19 protein-coding genes are annotated in these 21440 nt (G+C 34.9%); 14 read left to right on the plus strand and 5 right to left on the minus strand.

Annotated elements, in window-relative coordinates; genetic code table 11:
• Nucleotides 1-9 precede the first annotated feature (9 nt).
• Complete coding sequence (locus EDB96_RS16245; RefSeq protein WP_057116171.1) at nt 10-1050, minus strand: GntR family transcriptional regulator; 1041 nt, start codon at nt 1048-1050, stop codon at nt 10-12.
• A 386-nt stretch (nt 1051-1436) separates the two neighbouring features.
• On the opposite strand from EDB96_RS16245, the gene rhaT reads away from it, so the two are divergent.
• From rhaT to EDB96_RS16280, 7 genes are all read left to right on the plus strand, one after another.
• Nucleotides 1437-2486 (plus strand): L-rhamnose/proton symporter RhaT, encoded by a 1050-nt coding sequence (rhaT, locus tag EDB96_RS16250; protein WP_134141953.1) that lies wholly within the window; start codon nt 1437-1439, stop codon nt 2484-2486.
• Nucleotides 2487-2515: 29 nt separating this feature from the next.
• A complete protein-coding gene (locus EDB96_RS16255; protein WP_134141955.1) occupies nt 2516-4657 on the plus strand; it encodes a bifunctional aldolase/short-chain dehydrogenase in 2142 nt (713 codons plus the stop codon).
• 480 nt (nt 4658-5137) lie between these two features.
• Entirely contained in the window at nt 5138-6412 is a 1275-nt protein-coding gene (locus EDB96_RS16260; protein ID WP_134141956.1) for a TIM barrel protein, read from the plus strand.
• A gap of 101 nt (nt 6413-6513) precedes the next feature.
• Nucleotides 6514-7875 carry an FGGY-family carbohydrate kinase gene (locus EDB96_RS16265; RefSeq protein WP_134141957.1) on the plus strand — a complete coding sequence of 454 codons (1362 nt, stop codon included), beginning with the start codon at nt 6514-6516 and terminating at the stop codon, nt 7873-7875.
• 95 nt (nt 7876-7970) lie between these two features.
• Nucleotides 7971-8711, plus strand: coding sequence for a (Fe-S)-binding protein (locus EDB96_RS16270; protein WP_134141959.1), 741 nt, complete (start codon nt 7971-7973; stop codon nt 8709-8711).
• Nucleotides 8712-8884: 173 nt separating this feature from the next.
• Nucleotides 8885-10285: a lactate utilization protein B gene (locus EDB96_RS16275; RefSeq protein ID WP_134141960.1), complete on the plus strand. Its 1401-nt coding sequence runs from the start codon at nt 8885-8887 to the stop codon at nt 10283-10285.
• Nucleotides 10278-10865 (plus strand): lactate utilization protein C, encoded by a 588-nt coding sequence (locus tag EDB96_RS16280; RefSeq protein ID WP_134141961.1) that lies wholly within the window; start codon nt 10278-10280, stop codon nt 10863-10865. The genes EDB96_RS16275 and EDB96_RS16280 overlap by 8 nt, the downstream gene beginning before the upstream one ends.
• A 70-nt stretch (nt 10866-10935) precedes the next feature.
• On the opposite strand, the gene EDB96_RS16285 is transcribed toward EDB96_RS16280, so the two are convergent.
• Nucleotides 10936-11268: a YegP family protein gene (locus EDB96_RS16285; protein WP_057116163.1), complete on the minus strand. Its 333-nt coding sequence runs from the start codon at nt 11266-11268 to the stop codon at nt 10936-10938.
• A gap of 134 nt (nt 11269-11402) precedes the next feature.
• Complete coding sequence (locus EDB96_RS16290; RefSeq protein ID WP_134141962.1) at nt 11403-12152, minus strand: DUF1349 domain-containing protein; 750 nt, start codon at nt 12150-12152, stop codon at nt 11403-11405.
• Between the two features lie 134 nt (nt 12153-12286).
• On the opposite strand from EDB96_RS16290, the gene EDB96_RS16295 reads away from it, so the two are divergent.
• The 3 genes from EDB96_RS16295 to EDB96_RS16305 all read left to right on the plus strand — a co-directional run bounded on the left by EDB96_RS16295 (nt 12287) and on the right by EDB96_RS16305 (nt 14818).
• The gene (locus EDB96_RS16295) at nt 12287-13030 is read left to right on the plus strand and encodes a response regulator transcription factor (RefSeq protein ID WP_243839365.1); all 744 of its coding nucleotides are present in this window, start codon (nt 12287-12289) and stop codon (nt 13028-13030) included.
• A 71-nt stretch (nt 13031-13101) separates the two neighbouring features.
• Nucleotides 13102-14226, plus strand: coding sequence for an XdhC family protein (locus EDB96_RS16300; protein ID WP_134141965.1), 1125 nt, complete (start codon nt 13102-13104; stop codon nt 14224-14226).
• A complete protein-coding gene (locus EDB96_RS16305; protein WP_243839366.1) occupies nt 14216-14818 on the plus strand; it encodes an NTP transferase domain-containing protein in 603 nt (200 codons plus the stop codon). Before EDB96_RS16300 ends, EDB96_RS16305 begins: the two co-directional genes overlap by 11 nt.
• A 30-nt stretch (nt 14819-14848) precedes the next feature.
• Here EDB96_RS16305 and EDB96_RS16310 read toward each other — a convergent pair whose 3' ends face one another.
• A complete protein-coding gene (locus EDB96_RS16310) occupies nt 14849-15991 on the minus strand; it encodes a cysteine desulfurase family protein (RefSeq protein ID WP_134141966.1) in 1143 nt (380 codons plus the stop codon).
• Between the two features lie 348 nt (nt 15992-16339).
• Between EDB96_RS16310 and EDB96_RS16315 the strand changes: the two genes are divergently transcribed.
• From EDB96_RS16315 to EDB96_RS16330, 4 genes are all read left to right on the plus strand, one after another.
• Entirely contained in the window at nt 16340-16978 is a 639-nt protein-coding gene (locus EDB96_RS16315) for a 2Fe-2S iron-sulfur cluster-binding protein (protein ID WP_057116158.1), read from the plus strand.
• Nucleotides 16975-17955, plus strand: coding sequence for an FAD binding domain-containing protein (locus tag EDB96_RS16320; protein ID WP_134141967.1), 981 nt, complete (start codon nt 16975-16977; stop codon nt 17953-17955). Before EDB96_RS16315 ends, EDB96_RS16320 begins: the two co-directional genes overlap by 4 nt.
• A gap of 7 nt (nt 17956-17962) precedes the next feature.
• Nucleotides 17963-20167, plus strand: a complete 2205-nt coding sequence (locus tag EDB96_RS16325; RefSeq protein WP_134141969.1) for a xanthine dehydrogenase family protein molybdopterin-binding subunit — start codon at nt 17963-17965, stop codon at nt 20165-20167.
• 161 nt (nt 20168-20328) lie between these two features.
• Nucleotides 20329-20778, plus strand: a complete 450-nt coding sequence (locus EDB96_RS16330) for a hypothetical protein (RefSeq protein WP_057116155.1) — start codon at nt 20329-20331, stop codon at nt 20776-20778.
• 61 nt (nt 20779-20839) lie between these two features.
• On the opposite strand, the gene EDB96_RS16335 is transcribed toward EDB96_RS16330, so the two are convergent.
• On the minus strand, nt 20840-21403 hold the full coding sequence (locus EDB96_RS16335) for a DUF2911 domain-containing protein (RefSeq protein WP_134141970.1): 564 nt from the start codon (nt 21401-21403) through the stop codon (nt 20840-20842).
• Nucleotides 21404-21440: the final 37 nt, after the last annotated feature.

Below are 21440 nucleotides of genomic sequence, written 5' to 3' on the forward strand. Positions count from 1 at the left end.
CTTAGCGCCTTAAATAGAATTTCTATCAATAAAATTAAAAGGAACTTTTACCTGACCTTTTTCTTTATTCAAAATCATTCGTGCGGCTGTTTCACCCATGATATTAAAGTCAGTTGACATTACTGTAATTCCTAATAGTTCTTTAAGAGGTGTATCATTATAAGAAATAACTCCAATTTCTTTTCCTAAAACATATTCTTCATCACGAATTTGTTTCATTAAATTCACTAAATCAGATTCTTCAATGGTGATAAATAAATCTCCTTTTTTAAGAATCATATCATCGTAAACTTCACTTAAAATTTCAAAATTGATATCATGTTCGACACAGAACTTTCTAAATCCATGTAAAATTCTTCTTGGATATGGATAAACAGCTTTGTCGGGATAAACTAAAATTAAGCGTTTGTATTTGGCTATTTTAGAAAGGCCTTCTTTTAAGGCATTGTAAATATCATTTTCAAAATCCTGATAAATCTTAATGACATCGTCGCTGGTTCCTAATTTAATATTATCCAGAACAACCAGCTTTTCTGTCGGAATATTTTTTATGGCATTCACCACTTCATCTGTAAAACTCAAATGCTTGAGTTCGTCAGTTTTAAAATGGGTTGTAATTACATAATAGTCGTAAGCGCCTTCAAACTTATCTAAAATGTTCAAAAATAAAGTTTCGTCACAATGATAAATTTGCAGGTCAACATGTGCATTTGCTCCAAGAGTATTAATGAAAGAACTATAAGTCTTCATTTTATAAGAACTCAGTTTATTGGTCAGGAACAAAATATTGACTTTCGATTCTAGTTTTGTTCTTGTAATGTAGTATCCTTTTCCTCTAATCGAAGAAATAATTTTACGTTCCTTCAAAATATTATAAGCCTTTTCGACAGTGTCTCGAGACATATAAAATTCTTCACTAAAACTATTTATGGAGGGAATTTTTTGGTTGATTTTTAAATTTCCGTTGGCGATGTTTTGAAGAATAGAGTCAACAATCTGTTTGTATTTAGGTACTCTTGAATCTTCGTCTATTTTAATTAGTTTAATCATGATTATGTCTTGGAAATTTGTTTCATCTTTCGACGAAACCAATTTTGATTCTAACTTTCTTCCTCTTTTTTTAAGTGAAATAACTATAGTGGCTAAATTATTTTACTTTTTTAAAAAAGAGAATATAATAAGGCTTGTAATACTTTTTTTATAATTCTTGAATTTTGTCCTAAATGAGGATTCAATAATTACGAAATCGATTGCTAAAATAGCTATTTTAAATTTATTTACCCAATAATTACAGTGCCTTATTTCTAATAATCCTTAGTTTTAACAAAAAAACACAAGAACTATAAAGGATAGTACAGGACAGTTTTGTTTTTGACATTCTATTATTTTACAAAACCAAATTACTATCAAACAAACCTTAAACCAAAAATTATTAAATGGAATCATTATTAGGAATTATTTTTCATTCTATCGGAGGATTTTCTTCAGGTAGTTTTTATATGCCTTTTAAAAAAGTAAAGGACTGGGCTTGGGAAAGCTATTGGCTGGTAGGAGGATTTTTCTCTTGGCTGATCGTTCCGCCAATCGCAGCTTATTTAACGATTCCAAATTTTGTTGAGATTATTGCAGAAGCTTCCCCATCAATAAAAGCCTTTACATATTCGATGGGATTAATCTGGGGAATTGGTGGTTTGACTTATGGTTTGGGAGTTCGTTACTTGGGAATGTCTTTAGGAAATTCAATTACTTTAGGATTCTGCTCTGCATTTGGAGCTTTAGTTCCATCCATTTACTATGATTTTGTTCCAACAGAAGGTAAGATTTCTTTTTCTCACATGCTTTCTAACACTGGTGGGCAGATAGTTTTATTGGGAGTGGTGGTATATCTTATAGGAATTGCTATTTCTGGAAAAGCAGGAATGCTTAAAGAAAAAGACTTTGCGACAGGGCATGAGGATAAAGACAAAGATTTCAATTTGGTAAAAGGACTGATTGTTGCTGTGATTTCAGGAATTTTAAGCTCATTTTTTAATTACGGAATCGAAGCAGGAAAATCAATGGCAGAGCAAGCGGTAATAACTGGCTCTAATCCTTTATTTCAAAATAATGTGACTTATGTTGTTTTGCTTTGGGGCGGATTAACAACCAACTTTATCTGGTGTCTTTATTTGAATTTTAAAAACAAATCAATAAAAAATTACACAGATAAATCTACCCCGATCACTAAAAATGTTTTGTTTTCTGCTCTTGCCGGAACCATGTGGTTTTTACAATTTTTCTTTTACGGAATGGGAGAGAGCAAACTGGGGAATGGTGCCAGTTCTTGGATTCTGCACATGGCGACCATTATTTTAACAGCAAACTTTTGGGGATTTTATTTGAAAGAATGGAAAGGTGTTTCTAAAAAAACATTAAGTACTTTTTTCTGGGGCATTGGGCTTATTATGCTTGCAATCGTTTTGGTAGGAATTGGTAACTCATTATAAATAAATACAAGAAATAATACAAATAGTATATGTCGAATACAAACACAATTAATATGAATTTTAAGCATGTAAGCTACCTTTGGGATGAAGCTAAGGCAGCAGCATTAGCAGGAGATGAAGTGGCGCTTTTTATTTATCGTTCTAACTTGTTAGGAGCTGATTTAAGATTGACCAACTACGGAGGTGGAAACACTTCTGTAAAAATTACAGATAAAGATCCTTTAACAGGAGAATCTTCTGAAGTAATGTGGATTAAAGGTTCTGGTGGAGATATTGGAACATTAACAAAATCAGGTTGTGCGGCTTTGTATTTAGACAGACTTCGTAATCTGGAAAATGTGTACAAAGGAATCGAGTTTGAAGATGAAATGGTAGAGTTATTCAACCACTGTATTTTCGATTTAGCTTCAAAAGCACCTTCTATCGATACACCTTTACACGGTTTTCTTCCATTCAAACATATCGATCACTTACATCCAGACGCGGCAATTGCTATCGCTGCAGCGAAAGATGGAAAGAAAATCACAGAAGAATTATTTAACGGAGAAATTGGCTGGGTAGGCTGGCAGCGTCCAGGATTTGATCTTGGTCTTCAGTTAAGAGCTTGTTTAGAAGAAGCAGCAAAAAACGGTAAAAAACTACGCGGAATCATGTTAGGTTCTCATGGTTTATTTACTTGGGGAGATACTGCGTTTGATAGTTATATTAATACGCTGGAAGTAATCGAGAAATGTGCTTCATATTTAGAGAATAATTACGGAAAAAAACGTCCTGTTTTTGGAGGTCAGAAAATTGAAAGTCTTCCTGAAGCAGATCGTAAATTAAAAGCAGCGAAAGTAGCTCCAATCTTAAGAGGTTTCTGTTCGTCAGAGCGCCAGATGATTGGACATTATACAGATGATGCAAGAGTTTTGGAATTTATTAATTCTAATGATCTTTCAAAATTAGCTCCATTAGGAACATCTTGTCCAGATCACTTTTTGAGAACTAAAATTAGTCCATTGGTTTTAGAATTAGATCCAAACGAAGACTTATCGGACGTTGATGCGATCAAAGCAAAATTAACACCTGCTTTTGAAGCTTACCGTGCCATGTACAAAGACTATTACAATGCTTGTAAAAAGTCTAATTCACCAGCAATGCGTGATCCAAACCCAGTTGTGATTTTATATCCTGGAGTTGGTATGTTCACTTTTGCTAAAGATAAAACAATGGCGCGTTTAGCATCTGAATATTACATCAATGCAGTAAACGTAATGAAAGGCGCTGAAGCAGTTTCAGAATATACATCTTTACCGCACCAAGAAGCTTTTGATATCGAATATTGGTTATTAGAAGAAGCAAAATTACAGCGTATGCCAAAACCAAAAGCATTATCTGGAAGAGTAGCGTTGATTACAGGTTCTGCAGGCGGAATTGGTAAAGCTATCGCTAAAAAATTCGCACAGGAAGGTGCTTGTGTTGTAATTAATGATATTAACGAAGAGCGTTTAGAAGGTGCGGCAGCTGAGTTTATTAAAACATTTGGAAAAGATGCCGTTTCTAGTACTTTGTTAAATGTTACTGATGAAGTAAGCACAGAAAAAGCATTAGACGAAGCTTCTTTAGCTTTTGGAGGTGTTGACATCGTAGTAAACAACGCTGGAATAAGTATTTCTAAATCGATCGCAGAACACACTTTAGAAGAGTGGGACAGATTATACGATATCTTGGTAAAAGGACAATTCATTGTTTCTAAAGCCGGAATCGAAGTAATGCGCAAGCAAGGTTTTGGAGGAGATATCGTAAATATCGTTTCTAAAAATGCTGTAGTTGCAGGTCCGAACAATCCGGGTTATGGTTCGGCTAAAGCAGCACAGGCGCACTTAACACGCTTAATGGCTGCAGAATTAGGAGCAGACAAAATACGTGTGAATACAGTAAATCCTGATGCCGTAATTTCAGACTCTAATATTTGGTCTGGCGGATGGGCAGAAGGTCGTGCAAAAGCATATGGAGTAACAGTTGAAGAATTGCCAGCTTACTATGCAAAACGTACGTTATTAAATGAAATCATATTGCCTGATGATATCGCAAATGCTTGTTATGCTTTTGTTGGAGGTTTACTTGGTAAATCTACAGGAAACGCATTAAACGTAGACGGCGGTGTAGCAATGGGCTTTTATAGATAAAGATTGTTTAGGTTTTTTATATAAGTTTGTTTAAGCAAAAGTGGTTTTTTGTGGTCTAACGTTCGAATCTTTCGAACGTTAGATTTTTTTAGACACATCGCTTTTAAACTTATAAAAAACAAAAAAAGTGAAGTAAAAACCAGAGTTTAAATTATTATAAATTTATAAGTTGAAGTATTTAAACGCATGGAACTCATAAAACGCAGATGAAACGGATTCGCTATCGCGAAGACACAGATAAAACGGATTTTTTTGTTTCACGCAGATTTAGACAGATTAAGCAGATTAATTTTATTCTTAATTAGTATATAATTCAAGATAAATCTGCGTCAAATCAGGAAAAAAAAATCTGTGTAGATCAGCGTTTTCGCGATAGCGAATCCGTCTAATCCGCGTGTGAATTGGGAACTGTGTGTTAAAAAGTAAACTAAAAGTATAAAATTATATATCTTGTAAACTCTATTAAAATATCAAATTACTATGTTAATCTCATCAAACCACATTGAATCTCATAACGAAGATTTATTAAAAAAACACCAAAACAAATTAGTTTTTACAGCATCAGAAATAAATGGTACAGAAGCGATTATCCAGAAATTAATCGACTTTCAAATTGCAATTCCATCTTGGGCTTTAGGAACAGGAGGAACAAGATTTGGACGTTTTGCTGGCGGCGGAGAACCTCGTTCTATCGAAGAAAAAATCGAAGATGTTGGTTTACTTCATAAATTAAACAACGCTTCTGGAGCCATTTCACTTCATATTCCGTGGGATATCCCAACCAACTACAATTCAATTAAAGCACTTGCAGCACAACACGGATTAAAATTCGATGCTATGAACTCGAATACTTTTCAAGATCAGGCAGATGCTTCAAATTCATATAAGTACGGTTCTTTACAAAACGTAAATAAAGCAGTTCGCAAACAGGCAATTGCTCACAATATAGAAGTTATCCAGCACGGAATCGAATTAGGATCTGAGTCGCTTACCATTTGGTTAGCAGACGGTTCTAATTTCCCAGGACAATTAAACTTCAGAAAAGCATACCAAAATACATTAGAAAGTTTAGAGGAAATCTACGATGCATTACCTTCAAACTGGAAATTATTTTTAGAATACAAATGCGCAGAGCCTAACTTTTATTCTACGACTGTAGCAGATTGGGGGCAGTCTTATTCGTATGTTAAAAAGTTAGGCGACAAAGCGCAGACTTTAGTCGATTTAGGTCACCATCTTCCAAACGCTAATATTGAGCAGATTGTTTCTTTATTATTGATGGAAAACAAATTAGGCGGATTCCACTTTAATGATTCAAAATATGGCGATGACGATTTAACTGCTGGAGCTTTAAAACCGTATCAATTATTCTTGATTTTCAATGAATTGGTAGAAGGAATGGATGCAAGAGGAATGAATCACGCCAAAGATTTAGGCTGGATGATCGATGCTTCTCACAACATCAAAGATCCTTTAGAAGATTTATTACAATCTGTAGAAGCGATTATGATTGCTTACGCTCAGGCACTTTCTGTAGATAGAAAAGCATTAGAGCAGGCACAAGAAGAAAATGACGTCGTAAAAGCACAAGAAATTCTTCAAAATGCATTCCGTACAGATGTTCGCGCTTTAGTAGCAGAAGCTCGTCTTCGTTCTGGCGCGGCTTTAAATCCAGTAGCATTATATCGTTCACTTCAGGTTAGAGAAAACCTAATTGGCGAAAGAGGTTTAAAAACATTGGCAACGGGATTGTAATTTTGAGTTAGGAGTTATGGGTTATGAGTTAATAAAAGACTTAGTAAAAAATCATAATTCTGCAATTCACAATTTATAATTCATAATTTACAATTAAAAAAATGAATGTAGTTGCGATTTTTGATATTGGTAAAACAAACAAAAAGGTTTTTTTATTTAACGAAAATTATAAAATTGTTTGGGAGAAATCGGTAAATCTGGAAGAAACCACAGACGAAGATGGATTTCCGTGTGAAGATATCGAAGTACTTAAAAATTGGATTTTAGACCGATTATCTGAAATAAAAGAGCTGACAGAATATGTTTTGAAAGCGATCAATTTCAGTACTTACGGAGCTAGTTTTGTGTATATTGACGAAAAAGGAAAAGTTTTAACTCCTCTGTATAATTATCTTAAAGATTATCCAGAGGAATTAAAAACTCAATTCTATGAAAAATATAAAGGAGAGAAAAAGTTTGCTGTAAAAACGGCTTCTCCAGTTTTGGGCAGTTTAAATTCGGGAATGCAGATTTACCGATTGAAAGAAGAAAAGCCTGAAATATTTGAAAAAATAAAATACTGTCTGCACCTGCCGCAGTTTTTGAGTTTTCTTTTAACCAATGAAGCATACGCCGATATTACCAGTATTGGCTGTCATACGAATTTGTGGAATTTCAAAAAAATGAAATATCATAAATGGCTGAAAGAAGAAAATATAGCATCTAAAATTCCACCGATTCATTACGGTAAAGATGTAATTATGAATAGCGATAATCTTGCTGTTGGTGTTGGTCTTCATGATAGTTCATCCGCAATTATTCCATACACGATCAATTTTACAGAACCTTTTGTTTTATTGTCAACAGGAACTTGGAGTATATCTTTAAATCCGTTCAATAATAAACCTCTAACTTTTGACGAATTGCAAAACGACTGTCTTTGTTATATGCAATACACCGAAAAGCCTGTAAAAGCGGCGCGTTTGTTTGCAGGAAACGAACATGAAGTACAGACCAAACGTTTGGCACAGCATTTTAATGTACCTGTTGATACGTACAAAGAAGTTTATTTTGATAAGAAAATCGTAGCCAATTTACGCTCGCTCAATTTTCAAATTATCTATCCTAAAAAGTACGATTTTGATATTTTAAAAGAATGTCCTTTTCAAAAAAGAGATCTTTCTTACTATAAAGATTACGAAACGGCTTATCATCAATTAATGCTGGATTTGGTAGAACAGCAGGTTTTTTCTACCAATTTAGTTATTCATAACAGCCCGGTAAAAAAGATTTTTGTAGACGGAGGTTTCAGCAAAAATTCTATTTATATGAATTTGTTAGCAGAAGCTTTTCCAGATGTAGAAGTCTATGCGGCTTCGATGGCGCAGGCAAGTGCATTGGGCGCGGCATTGGCCATTCATCAAAACTGGAATCCAAAACCAATTCAGAACGATTTAATTGACTTGAAATTCTATAAACATTAGGTAAAAACGGTCTGTATGTTGTAAATTTGCTGAGAAACGTATTTTTTACATTTTTACAGTATACGCCTAATGAACAACACACTAAATACTACAACATGAAAATTGGACTTTTTATACCTTGTTATGTCGACCAATTTTATCCAAAAGTAGGAATTGCAACCTACGAATTACTTCAAAAATTAGGCTGTGACGTCGAGTTTCCAATGGGGCAGACCTGCTGCGGACAGCCAATGGCAAACAGCGGTTATGCACATTTGACAAAAGGATGTGACGCCAATTTTATTGCCAATTTTTCTGGATTTGATTATATCGTCTGTCCTTCTGGAAGTTGTGTTTTACATGTAAAAGACCATTTGCACGACGAAACCCAAGAAGATAAAGCAGCAGCAATTCGAAATACGGTTTACGAACTAACAGAGTTTATAACCGACATTTTAAAAATTGACCATATCGACGGAAGATTTCCTTATAAAGTTGGAATGCACGTAAGTTGTCACGGTCAGCGTGGATTAAAGCTTTCGCAGATGTCTGAATTAAACGCACCATTTTTCTCTAAACCAGAACAATTATTACACAATATTGAAGGTCTTGATTTGGTTGCCTTAACTAGAAAAGACGAATGCTGTGGCTTTGGAGGTACGTTTTGCGTTACCGAAGAAGCGGTTTCTGTGAAAATGGGACAAGATCGTATTAAAGATCACGAAAGCCATAATGTGGATTATATTACTGGAGGCGATATGTCTTGCTTAATGCATTTAGAAGGTATTTTAAAAAGACAAAAAAGTAGGATCAAAACGATTCATATTGCTGAAATATTAAATTCACTCGAAAATTAAAATAAATGTTGAGTGTATTTTTTAACCGCAAAGTTCGCAAAGAAAAAATACGCAAAGCACGCTAAGATTAAAAATTAGCTTTGCGAACCTTGCGTAAAAACCTTGCGAACTTTGCGGTTAAATAGAACATACCAATAGTAAAGATTTCAAAATTGACTTTTAAATAATTAAAAATGTCATCAGAAAAAATAATACCGCACAGCGAAGCCGCAACCAAATTCAACAAAGATGTAGAGCGTGTCAATTGGCATGATGAAACACTTTGGTTTGTGCGTGCGAAACGTGACAAATCTGCTCATCAAATTGCCGATTGGGAACTGCTTCGTGAAACCGCTTCCAAAATCAAAAATAATGTACTCTCCAATATTCATGACTATTTAGTTGAATTTGAAGCTAATGCTCAGCGAAACGGAATAATTGTGCATTGGGCAGCAGATGCCAAAGAGCATAACGAAATAGTGCATTCGATCATGGCAAAACATGATGTAAAGCAAATGGTGAAATCCAAATCGATGCTTACAGAAGAATGCCATTTAAATGATTATTTAGCCGAAAAAGGAATTGAAGTTATCGATTCTGATTTAGGTGAATATATCGTCCAGCTTCGTAAAGAACCACCTAGCCACATTGTACTTCCAGCGATTCACTTAAAGAAAGAAGATGTAAGCGAAACTTTTCACGAACATTTAGGTACCGAAAAAGGAAATTTCAATCCGCAGTACTTAACAGAATCGGCGCGTCATAGTTTAAGAAATACTTTTTTGACTAGAAAAGTAGCTTTGACGGGAGTAAATTTTGCCGTTGCAGAAACTGGAGAATTTGTAGTTTGTACGAATGAAGGAAATGCCGATATGGGTGCGCATCTTGCAGACGTCCACATCGCGTGTATGGGATTTGAAAAGCTGATTCCGAAAAGAGAACATTTAGGTGTTTTTCTAAGATTATTGGCTAGAAGTGCAACGGGTCAGCCTATAACAACTTTTTCTAGTCATTTCAAAAAGCCAAGAGACGGTCAGGAAATGCACATTGTAATTGTAGATAACGGAAGAAGCAAGCAGTTAGGCAGAGAAGATTTTAGAAATTCGTTAAAATGTATTCGCTGCGGTGCTTGTATGAATACCTGCCCAGTTTACAGACGAAGTGGCGGACATAGTTATCATAATGCAGTTGCAGGTCCAATTGGTTCTATTTTGGCTCCCAATTTAGACATGAGCAAAAATGCCGATTTACCATTTGCAAGTACACTTTGCGGCTCTTGTACAAACGTTTGTCCTGTTAAGATTGATATTCACGATCAATTGTACAAATGGCGTCAGGTTTTGGTGAAAGAAGGTCATACACCGACTTCTAAAACCGTAGCTATGAAAACGATGGCAACTGTATTGGCAAATCCAACGGTTTTTAATATTGCTGGAAAATCAGGCCGATTTGTAATGAAGAATATTCCAGGAATGGTCAATAATAAGATGAATAAATGGTACGATCAACGCGAAATGCCAGACGTTCCAGAAGAATCGTTTAGAGAGTGGTACAAGAAAAATTCAAGAGAATCTAAATCGAAAGACAATGAGTAGTAAAGCAGAAATTTTAAATAGAATAAAACTGAATCAGCCGGATTTGGTTGCTGATCTGCCAGATTTAAGTCTTTTAGGTTCAGAACAATTTGATGTGCTGGAAACGTATAAAACGGTTTTAAAGGGAATTGGTGGCGACCCAGTTGAAGTTGCTGATTATAATGAAATCATCAATTACATCAAATCCAATTATAACCTAGAAAAAAGGCTCATTACAACGCTTCCAGAACTTTCTGAAATTGCTTCTTTAGACTGGAAAACGGTCGATCCGCATTCACTGCAGAATGTTGAATTAACAGTTATAAAAGCACATTTTGGCGTAGCAGAAAACAGCGGACTTTGGGTAACAGATGATATTTTAGGACAACGCGTGGCACCTTTTATTGCGCAGTATTTAGCAATTGTGGTTCACAAAAAAGACATTTTACCAACTATGCAGCAAGCGTATAATAGAATTGGAAACATGGAATACGGTTTCGGAACTTTTATCGCAGGTCCGTCAAAAACCGCAGATATCGAGCAGTCTTTGGTTCTAGGTGCTCATGGAGCCAGAGGATTGATTGTGTTTTTATTGGATTAAAATAAAATATAGAGATAAAGAAAAAGCGAGGCATTTACCTCGCTTTTTTTATGTTTAAAACAGTTTGTAATTATACCGTTTGGTCGTCAATTACTGCGTCTGGAGCATTTGATTTTACAGATGCAATTCCATTATCTCTTGCAGAAGTACTTTCATACATTTCGCTAGAACCAATTATCTGTCCGTTTCCAGCTTTTAATGTAAAATAGGGTTTGCCGCTTTTCGATTCTTCTTTATTGTAACGAGAATCATCCTGCGAGTTTGTTTTAACAGATTCGATTCCGTTTTCAGCACCTGCTTTAGTAGAGTAACCTTCGCTGCTTAAAATGGTCTGGCCATTTCCAGCTTTCAAATTAAATTGAAATTCACCGTTGGTTCTTTTAGTAATTACAAATTTTCCCATGTAGTTTTTTATTTAAGTTAGGTAATACTTTATTTTTGATAAATATAAAAATACAAAACTTAGTCCTATAAATCATACAATCATTTTAAAAAATGATTACCTAAACAATAAAAAAGGTATCGTAAAAATTGAAATTAAATCCCTAAGCGAAAATCAGATACACTTTTTTCTTCCAAGTTAATTTGATCAAATGTGCTTTGAGTTCCTTTATCTACAGGGCACTGCGTACTAATTCCAGCCCAGATTTCTTTTGGATAATTATTTTTATACAATCGAACCATCTGCCAGTTTTTCTTATCAAGAGAATAATAGCTGGCAACCGTTTTGGTATCCGAAGAAATTTTCATGTAAATAGAAGGCTGTTTTACAACATCATGATTATTGTCATCAGAAGTACCCATTGTGCGTACCGTTACAACTCTGTGATTTCCTCTTTCGTCTTGTTCAAAACAAAATTTTTGGTAGAAACTATCATTTACATAAATGTATAAAACACCAGCATTGTACAGTCCTTTTTCGGTAAACTCAGGCGTAACTTTCGCGGTAAGCGTAAAAGGTTTGGTGTTGTCGACTTTAGACAAAAGCATTGGAGCAGTGTTATTGGATAATTTTCCATCAGGATCAGAAAAATAATCTGATTTCTCGCTAGCTTTAAATATAATTTTTTCGTCTTTTTCAGTTTTAATTAAAGTATCTGCACCGTTAACTGCTTTTGTAAAATGTATGGCAGATAATTTAATATCACAAGGTGAACCATTTACAAATGCTGAATCTTTTTTGGTTTCTTCTGCAGTTGTGGCTTTTGTAGTTTCATTTTTAGAATTACAGCTTAGAAATATAGAAAGGCTTGAAATAATGAATGTCTTGTAAAAAAATGTTTTCATAATGGTCTTTTTTGGGATATTAAATGATATTTTTAGTTTTCCAAAATTAAAATTGCTTTTCAAGAAGGGCAATACGTAAAATTAACCAATTCCTCTTTTAAATGCCACAGAAGCTTTCAATCGAAAACCAGTTAATGACTACATTTTTAGAACAAAAATTTGATATAGGAGAATCAAATGATATTGAAATGTATAAACAATTTGTGAGCAATTATGTAAAGATCGAACAATGTGTGGCAGTTCTATCCGATTATCAGTCAGATTGCAGTTATATTTATGCGGGAAGTTTCGGTGCTGTATTCGGACTTCCAGATGCAAATTCGGTAATTGATTCGGCTTTTGAAGAATGTATTTTTACCAAAATAAATCCAGATGATTTAGTCGAACGTCATGTTTTAGAACTCAATTTTTATCAGTTTTTAAAAGGAATTCCACAAGAAGAATATAGTAATTACAGTACTTTCAGTCGTTTAAGAATGAGAGATTCTGTAGAAAAATGTTCGTATATCAATCATCGCACTATTTATCTCAAAACATTCAGCAACGGCAGTATTTCTTTGGCGCTATGTTTATATTTACCTTCAACAGATCTACAGCCCCGAACTGGAATCGATGGAAAAATTATCAATATACAAACGGGTGAAGTAATAGATTCTAAAAAGTATAAAAATCAGGTTGAAAAGATTCTTTCAAAAAGAGAAATAGAAGTTTTAACCAGCGTTGCAAAAGGGAACAAAAGCGAGCAGATCGCTTCAGAAATGCATATCTCCGTATATACAGTTCGTCGTCATAGACAGAATATCATTGAAAAACTAAAAGTAACCAATACGGCAGAGGCAGTGCATACAGCTTTTGTTATGGGAATTATTTCGCTTTAAATTTTTAATTTGTATTTTTATAATCACTTGTTCAAAAGACGTCGACGTAAATTTTGTTGGCGAATATTTATATGAAAGAAATCAGCGAAATACTAAAAGCATATTCTCGAGCAAAATCCGAAGGAAAAAAAACAGCCCTGGCTACTGTAGTTAAAGTCGAAGGATCTTCATACAGACAGGCAGGCGCACGAATGTTAGTTACAGAAGATGGTTTGCTGACCGGCGCAATAAGCGGCGGATGCCTGGAAGGAGATGCTTTACGAAAAGCACTTCTTTCGATTAATCAAAAACAAAATAAACTAGTTACTTATAACACAAGTAATGAAAATGATGCCGAAGTTGGTCTACAACTTGGTTGTAACGGAATAGTACATATTCTTTTTGAATACATTGACGATGAGGTTCAGAATAATTCAATTCAGCTTTTACAGCAATTAGAATTAGAAAGGAAAGAAGCTGTTATTGTTACTGTTTTTTCTTTAAAAAGAAATGCTTCTCAGATTGGAACCACATTATTTTTCAGAAAAGACAGTCCTGTTATAAATCATAATGATGAAGTTTTGAGTTTAATTTCGGATGTAAAAGAAGTTATTAAAACCAAAACTTCTGTAGTTAAAAAACTTCAGGGAAAAAATGATGATGAAGCTTTAATTGAATATATAAAACCTCCAATTTCTCTAGTTATTGCAGGTGCAGGAAATGATGTACAGCCTTTAGTAGAAATGGTTTCGATTCTAGGATGGAAAATTACCGTTGCGGAAGGTCGTGCCACTCATGCCGTACAAAAACGTTTTCCAAAAGCAGATCAAGTTTTTGTTACAAACCCCGAACAATTTTTAGAGCATATTAGTATTGACGATCAAACGTATTTCGTTTTAATGACGCACAATTACAAATATGATTTGGGAATTCTAAAATTATTACTAGAAACAAACTGCCAGTACATTGGTATTTTAGGTCCAAAATCAAAGTTGAACCGAATGCTGGATGATCTCGAAAAAGAAGGTGTTTTTCTAAATGAAGAACAGCTTAATAGAATTTACAGTCCAATCGGACTAGATATTGGTTCTGAAACAGCAGAAGAAATTGCGCTTTCTATAGTCTCTGAAATTAAAGCGTTTTCTACCGAAAGACAAGGAGCTTCTTTAAAATATAAGTCAGGTAAAATTCATGATGAAATTCATTATGGAAAATAAATTCCAAAATAAAATAGGCATTGTAATTTTGGCTGCAGGGAGTTCTTCCAGATTAGGACGGCCAAAGCAATTATTGCAGTACAAAGAGACAACGCTTTTAAATAATACAATTTTAGAAGCTTCTAAAGTTCAAAATTCGTTTGTGGTTGTGGTAACAGGCGCAAATAGTGAAAGTGTTTTAAAAGAGCTTAATTCTGCTGAAATAACTACTTGCTTCAATCTAGATTGGGAAACAGGAATGTCGTCTTCAATTGTAAAAGGTTTAAGCGAAATACTGCTTTTAAATCCCGATTGTGAGCAATGTATTTTTGCAGTCTGCGATCAGCCTTTTGTAACGACTTCAATATTTGAAAACCTTATAAACGAATATGATAAAACAGGAAAAGCAATTGTTGCTTCTGCCTATTCCAAAACTTTAGGAACGCCAGTCTTATTCCATAAAAAATACTTTCGTGAATTATTGGAATTGAAAGGGCAGGAAGGCGCAAAAAAACTCATTAAAAAGTATGCTGAAGATACGGCTTCCATTATCTTCGAAAAAGGGAATATTGATATTGATACCCAAGAGGATTATGATGAGTTGATTTGTTGATTTTAGGTTCAAAGATGCAAAGTTTTTTTCTTATATTTTCGAGTAAAGTTCACGAACCAAAAAAAGCACACGATCAATAACAATATCAATTTCTTCTTTGGCAGTAAATCTTCCCAAACTAAACCGAATCGAACTCAAAGCTTCTTCATCCGATAATCCCATTGCTTTTAAAACATGAGAAGGCTCAGAAGTTACTGCCGAACAAGATGCTCCGTTTGAAACCGAAATAGTACCTAAAGCCATAATCAGTTGTTCTGAATTGACACCTGGAAAACATAAATTTGAAGTATTACAAATGCGATTTTGAGTATTTCCATTTACAAAAGAACCTTCAAATTGAAGTAATCCTGATTCTAATTTATTACGTAATAATTCAATTCTATATTGATCTTCTTCTAATTCATTTACAGCTATTTCACACGCTTTACCTAAACCAATAATTCCAGGGACATTTAGCGTCCCACTTCGTAATTTACGCTGCTGGCCGCCGCCAAGTATCTGTGAAGTTAATTTTAGTTTGGCTTTCGCCGAAATATATAGCGCACCAACTCCTTTTGGACCATAAAACTTATGCGCTGATAATGCTAAAAGATCAATTCCCAAAGATTTAACATCAATCTGGATTTTCCCGATGGCCTGAGTAGCATCACAAAAAAACAGCACATTTTTAGCTTTCAGAATCTTAGAAATTTCAGCAATGTTTTGAATAACACCTGTTTCATTATTAGAAAACATTCCAATGAAAACCAGTGTTTTATTGGTTAGTATTTCTTCTAAAAGTTTAATATCTAAAATGCCGTCAGAACTAGTTGGTAAATACGTTACTGTAAAACCTATATTTTCCATAAAAGCACAAGTTTCAAGTACGGCTTTGTGTTCAGTAGCAATTGTAACAATGTGTTTTCGATCCTGATCGGCTAGACCTTTTATCGCTAAATTAATTGCTTCTGTTGCTCCAGAAGTAAAAATGATTTCTTCTGCATCTGCATTAATTAAATCTGCTGTCTGCCATGCAGCATTTTCAACGGCTTCTTTAACGGTTAATCCCGCAATATGCTGACTAGTCGAGTTGGCATAGAAATCTGTAAAATAAGGAAGCATAGCTTTTAGAACTCGTTCATCAACTCGAGTTGTAGCATTATTATCCAGATAAATATTTTGGTTTTGAAACATAATTTTGACTTATTCTCGTAAAAATACAATTTTGAAAATTTCCAGATTTAAAAAAACTATAAATGTTTGGTATTTTTTACCGCAAAGCACGCAAAGGTTTAATAAAAATAAAAAGTTATAAAAAAGCGCAAAGTCTGCAAAGCTGGGATTGATGAAGCTTTGCGGACTTTGCGTTTTTTTCACAACAATCTATATAAAAAAAAACTAGCGTTCTTTACGGTTAAGTTATGAGAAACTGTAATTATTCTAAATAAGCGTAATGTTTGAATTTTATAACTTTTTGTGAATTAAGATTGTTAAATTTGTTAGAATACCTAAAGTGATTTTGCTAATTTAAAGATAGACTGAATGGCTTCAAAAAAAACAAATCCGAATAAAGTAAGTGTGGAAGACTCCAATTCCCGCCGAGACTTTATAAAAAAATCAGGACTTTTTACCGCTCTCGCCTTGACACCCCCTTCATTGGTAATGGCATCCGAGAATAAATGGGACGAAAAAATAGCGGAATATTTGGAGACAGTACCGCTTTCTATCGAAGTAAATGGCAAAAAACACAATCTTAATATCGAACCAAGAACCACTTTGCTAGATTTGTTAAGAGAACAATTGCAGCTTACCGGAACTAAAAAAGGATGCGATCACGGACAATGCGGTGCATGTACGGTTCACGTAAACGGAACCCGAATTTTGTCGTGTTTATCTTTGGCTTCGATGCAGCAAAATGCACAGGTTACTACAATCGAAGGTCTTTCAAACGGAAAAAAACTACATCCGATGCAGGAAGCTTTTATCAAAAATGATGGTTTTCAATGCGGTTACTGCACGCCAGGACAAATTATGTCTGGGATTGCCTGTATCAAAGAAGGTCATGCTAACAGCAGGGAAGAAATCAGAGAATATATGAGCGGTAATATCTGCAGATGTGGTGCTTATCACAATATTGTTGATGCTATAACTGAAGTGAAGGAAGGAGGAAAGGAGATATGAAAAATTTTCAGATCATAAGAGCATTGTCAGCAGCATCTGCTGTTTCAAATATCAAGAAAGAAAAAGAGGCGATGTTTATTGCCGGCGGTACAAACTTGGTTGATTTAATGAAAAAGAATGTAGTGGCTCCAGATAAACTGGTAGATATTACAGCTTTAGATTTAAAACAGATTGAATTTTTAAAAGGAAAAGTTTCTATAGGCGCCCTAGCCAAAAACAGTCAAGTTGCCGAAGATGCATCCATTAAAGAAAAACATCCTTTGCTCGCTCAGGCTTTGGCAGCAGGAGCTTCACAACAAATAAGACATATGGCAACGGTTGGCGGAAATATGTTACAGCGTACTCGCTGTTCGTATTTTTACAATACGGATATGCCTTGTAACAAACGTGTTCCTAAAAGCGGCTGCGGCGCTATTGGTGGTGTAAATAGAATGCACGCAATTTTTGGAGCTTCAGAAAGCTGCATTGCCGTTCATCCAAGCGATATGTGCGTGGCGCTGGCTGCATTAGACGCTAATGTTTTGGTAGAAGGTCCAAAAGGGAAAAGACAAATTAAATTCACAGATTTTCATCGTCTGCCGGGAAATAAGCCAGAAAAAGACAATACTTTGGAAGATAAAGAATTGATCACTTCAATCGAAATTCCAGACAATAATTTCACTAAAAATGTACATTATCTAAAAGTACGTGACCGAAGCAGTTATGCCTTTGCATTGGTTTCTGTTGCTGTGGCTTTAGATCTTAAAAATGATAAAATTAATGATGTCAGACTTGCTATGGGCGGTGTGGCACATAAACCTTGGAGATTAACTGAGGCAGAAGAATTTCTGAAAGGGAAAACAATTTCAGAAGGGATTTTTAAACAGGCAGCAGATTTAGCAATGAGAGGCGCCAGAAGTTACGGTGATAATGATTTTAAATTAACACTCGGAGCCAATGCCATAACAGAAGCACTTACAATAGCAGCATCAAAATAATTAGATTATGAGCAAGACAAGTAATATTAATAGAGTTGACGGATTTGCTAAAGTAACAGGTTCTGCAACATATTCTGCCGAATATAAAACGCCTGGTGTTGTATATGCGTGTTTGGTTGGAAGTACGATCGCAAAAGGAAGAATCAAAACCATTGATACTAAAAAAGCAGAGTGGGCGCCTGGAGTTTTAGCAGTTATCACACATTTAAATGTGGATAAACCTGTTGGCTATCAAAAGGCGAAAGACAAACATAATTTCGGTCAGCCGCTTCAGATTTTTAAAGATGATTCGGTTTTGTACTACGATCAGCCGATTGCATTGGTTATTGCCGATACTTTCGAGCGTATGCAGTATGCAGCAAGTTTAATTAAAGCCGATTATCTCAAAGAAGAACATTCGACCGAACTTAAAAAAGCAGTAGATAAAGAGAAAAAGGTTGAAACCGATAAAGGAAATGACTACCATCGCGGTGAGCATGACGGATATAAAAATGGAGAGGTTGTTTTAGAAGCAGAATATACCATTCCAACCGAAGTTCATAACCCGATGGAACTTGCCAATATTATCGCAAAATGGGATGGAAATAAACCGATTTTGTATACCAAAAGTCAAGGTGTCGAAGGAACTCGTAAAAGTGTTGCCGGAGTTTTTGGTGTACCTGTTGAAGATGTTGAGGTGCATTCTGAATATCTTGGAGGTGCATTTGGAATGGGTTTACACACCTGGCCTTATGAAATCGCAGCTTTAATTGGAGCAAAAAAACTAAATCGTCCGGTAAAATTAGTTCTGCATCGCGAGCAAATGTTTACCAATGTTGGATTCAGACCCTATACCATTCAGAAAATGGGTTTAGGCGCAACCAAAGAAGGCAAACTGACTGGCTTAACACACGAAGCCGTTGCGATGACTTCCAGCTATGAGGATTTTATGGAAGGAACCGTAAACATGTCCCGATTTATTTATGATTGTGCGAATGTTTCTACGCGTTATCGCATTGTGCCTTTGGATACTTGTACACCAATTTGGATGCGAGGTCCAGGCGAGGCAACGGGTTCTTTTGCATTAGAATCTGCAATGGATGAAATGGCGCATAAATTAAATCTCGATCCGATTGAGTTTCGAAAACTGAATTATGCGGAAAAAGATCTGGAACAAAATAAACCGTGGAGCAGTAAATATCTTTTAGAATGTTACGAAGGCGGTATGGAACGTATTGGATGGAAAAACCGTAAAAACAAACCTGGTTCAGTGAAAGAAGGCGACTGGCTGGTAGGCTATGGAATGGGAACGGGAACTTTTGGAAGTTACAGAAACCCAACAGCTGTAAAAGCTAAATTTTTAGAAGATGGAAATTTGGTACTTCAATGCAGCGTAAATGATATGGGACCGGGAACGGCAACTATGATGACTGCAATTGGCGCTGAAATTACTGGAGTACCGCCAGAAAATGTAATTATTGAAATGGGAAAAAGCGGACTGCCAAAAGGTCCCACACAGGGAGGTTCTGCAACAACTTCATCTGTAGGTTCTGCAGTTCATGATTCCTGTAATTTATTAATAAGCAAAGTGCTTGGGCTGGCAAGTGAAAATCCATCTCTAAAAGGAATTCCGATTACAGATTTAACTTTTTCAAATGGTGTGATCTCTTCTAAAAAAGATAGTTCCAAAAAGGTTGGTTTAACTTCATTACTTACTGCAAATAAATTAGAAGGAATAGAAGTTGAAAACCAATCGAAAGGTACAGAGGAAGCTAAGAAATATTCTATTTATTCATTTTCAGTGCATTTTGTAAAAGTATTAGTGAATCCGAATTTGGGTAAAATACGATTAGCGCATGTGGTTTCCTGTGCCGATATCGGAACGGTTATCAATCAAAAAACATCCGCTGGGCAAATGTACGGCGGTGCAGTAGGAGGAATTGGAATGGGATTGATGGAAGCACTCGAAATCGATCATCGTTTCGGAAGGCCAATCAATAATAATTTCGCCGATTATCACGTTCCCGTAAATGCCGATATTGAAAAGCAGGAAGTTTTCTTCGTTAATAAAAAAGACCCAATCAGTAACCCAATGGGAACAAAAGGTCTTGGAGAAACCGCTTTGGTAGGAATGGCGCCTGCAATTGCAAATGCTGTTTTTAACGCCACTGGAAAGCGAGTAAGAGATTTACCAATAACGCTCGATAAAATTATAGAAACTGCAAAGGTTTAAAACAAAAAAAGAGACATTGAAAAATGTCTCTTTTTTTTAATATTTATTATTTTTAGATTTTGATGGAAAATCTAAGCTTAAAGTGTTAGTTTTAAAACTTTTCAAGGATTTAAGATTATTCTGTGAAATATATTTTTGCACTAAATTTAATAGAAATTTTTATGGCAAATTTAGCTGAAGACATCAATGAATATGCTGCTTGGGTAGTGAATGCCTTTAAAGCTGATAATTACAATTTAGATTATTCTATTAATAGTTTAATTGAAATTGATAGATTTTTTCAAAATAATCTTATTAGCAATAAACCAAAACCTAACGGGAGACTAAGTGAAAATTTGGGAAGTATTATTTTTGCTGTCTCCAGTTATGTAGCAAAAACTTTAATACGGAATGTTCCAAATTCTATATTGATTACAGATGACACTGATCCTAAAGGAGAAATAAATTTCTCAGTTAAACTTCCAAATCAAACGGTTTGTTTTCCTGCGCAAAAAACTATGAAGAGAGTAGAAAATGGTTTAGAAGATGGTATTTATCCCTATGGATATTCACTAACAAAAGAGTTTGTTAATGAACCTTTTAATGAATTGTTTTGGCAGATAGGCAATTAGCTAATGTAAAAAAAGAGACATCGTAAAATGTCTCTTTTTTTTATATCTAATAAACGATTAATTATTTAATCGTAATTGGCAATTCAACCGTTGTTTTATCCCATCCTATAACTAAGTTGGCAACAGAACCCTGTGTAGTAAAAGCGATTGATAAAGCTTCGATTACATCAGATACTGGTTTAACAGGAATTGAAACTCTTACAACATCTTTACTTTCGTCATAAGCATATCCACCCCATAAATCCAATTCTTTGTTGATAATAATAGTCCATTTATCTTTTTCTGGAATAGCAAATAAACTGTAATATCCTGCAGGAACTTTTTTACCGCCAATAGTTACATCTTTGTAAAACTTAATCTCTGTATTTTCATTAGCACCAACTCTCCAAACCTCTCCGAATTTCACTACGTCACCAAAAATTGTACGTCCTTTTACAGAAGGTCTTGAATACAGAACTTTTACAACTGGATTTGGATTATCTGTTTTTTTGAATTTTACTGCTTTGTTTGGGAAATAAGAAATGTCAACCGGACTTGCATCAAGCGGAGCAAACTTTACTATGTCTTGAGCTTGAACTGTGAAGGCAGCAAATAAAGTAACTGCCAGTAAACTTAATTTTTTCATAGGATTACAATTTTTAGAATAACTACAAAGTAAGTTA

Origin of the sequence: Flavobacterium sp. S87F.05.LMB.W.Kidney.N (assembly GCF_004366435.1) — a bacterium.
In the GTDB taxonomy this organism is placed as follows: domain Bacteria; phylum Bacteroidota; class Bacteroidia; order Flavobacteriales; family Flavobacteriaceae; genus Flavobacterium.

Coding starts and splice junctions, on each gene's coding strand:
- rhaT (WP_134141953.1), top strand. CDS start 1,437: ATGGAATCATTATTAGGAATTATTTTTCATTCTATCGGAGGATTTTCT.
- EDB96_RS16320 (WP_134141967.1), top strand. CDS start 16,975: ATGAAAAATTTTCAGATCATAAGAGCATTGTCAGCAGCATCTGCTGTT.
- EDB96_RS16315 (WP_057116158.1), top strand. CDS start 16,340: ATGGCTTCAAAAAAAACAAATCCGAATAAAGTAAGTGTGGAAGACTCC.
- EDB96_RS16335 (WP_134141970.1), bottom strand. CDS start 21,403: ATGAAAAAATTAAGTTTACTGGCAGTTACTTTATTTGCTGCCTTCACA.
- EDB96_RS16300 (WP_134141965.1), top strand. CDS start 13,102: ATGAAAGAAATCAGCGAAATACTAAAAGCATATTCTCGAGCAAAATCC.
- EDB96_RS16330 (WP_057116155.1), top strand. CDS start 20,329: ATGGCAAATTTAGCTGAAGACATCAATGAATATGCTGCTTGGGTAGTG.
- EDB96_RS16260 (WP_134141956.1), top strand. CDS start 5,138: ATGTTAATCTCATCAAACCACATTGAATCTCATAACGAAGATTTATTA.
- EDB96_RS16280 (WP_134141961.1), top strand. CDS start 10,278: ATGAGTAGTAAAGCAGAAATTTTAAATAGAATAAAACTGAATCAGCCG.
- EDB96_RS16265 (WP_134141957.1), top strand. CDS start 6,514: ATGAATGTAGTTGCGATTTTTGATATTGGTAAAACAAACAAAAAGGTT.
- EDB96_RS16295 (WP_243839365.1), top strand. CDS start 12,287: ATGACTACATTTTTAGAACAAAAATTTGATATAGGAGAATCAAATGAT.
- EDB96_RS16255 (WP_134141955.1), top strand. CDS start 2,516: ATGTCGAATACAAACACAATTAATATGAATTTTAAGCATGTAAGCTAC.
- EDB96_RS16270 (WP_134141959.1), top strand. CDS start 7,971: ATGAAAATTGGACTTTTTATACCTTGTTATGTCGACCAATTTTATCCA.
- EDB96_RS16310 (WP_134141966.1), bottom strand. CDS start 15,991: ATGTTTCAAAACCAAAATATTTATCTGGATAATAATGCTACAACTCGA.
- EDB96_RS16285 (WP_057116163.1), bottom strand. CDS start 11,268: ATGGGAAAATTTGTAATTACTAAAAGAACCAACGGTGAATTTCAATTT.
- EDB96_RS16245 (WP_057116171.1), bottom strand. CDS start 1,050: ATGATTAAACTAATTAAAATAGACGAAGATTCAAGAGTACCTAAATAC.
- EDB96_RS16275 (WP_134141960.1), top strand. CDS start 8,885: ATGTCATCAGAAAAAATAATACCGCACAGCGAAGCCGCAACCAAATTC.
- EDB96_RS16305 (WP_243839366.1), top strand. CDS start 14,216: ATGGAAAATAAATTCCAAAATAAAATAGGCATTGTAATTTTGGCTGCA.
- EDB96_RS16290 (WP_134141962.1), bottom strand. CDS start 12,152: ATGAAAACATTTTTTTACAAGACATTCATTATTTCAAGCCTTTCTATA.
- EDB96_RS16325 (WP_134141969.1), top strand. CDS start 17,963: ATGAGCAAGACAAGTAATATTAATAGAGTTGACGGATTTGCTAAAGTA.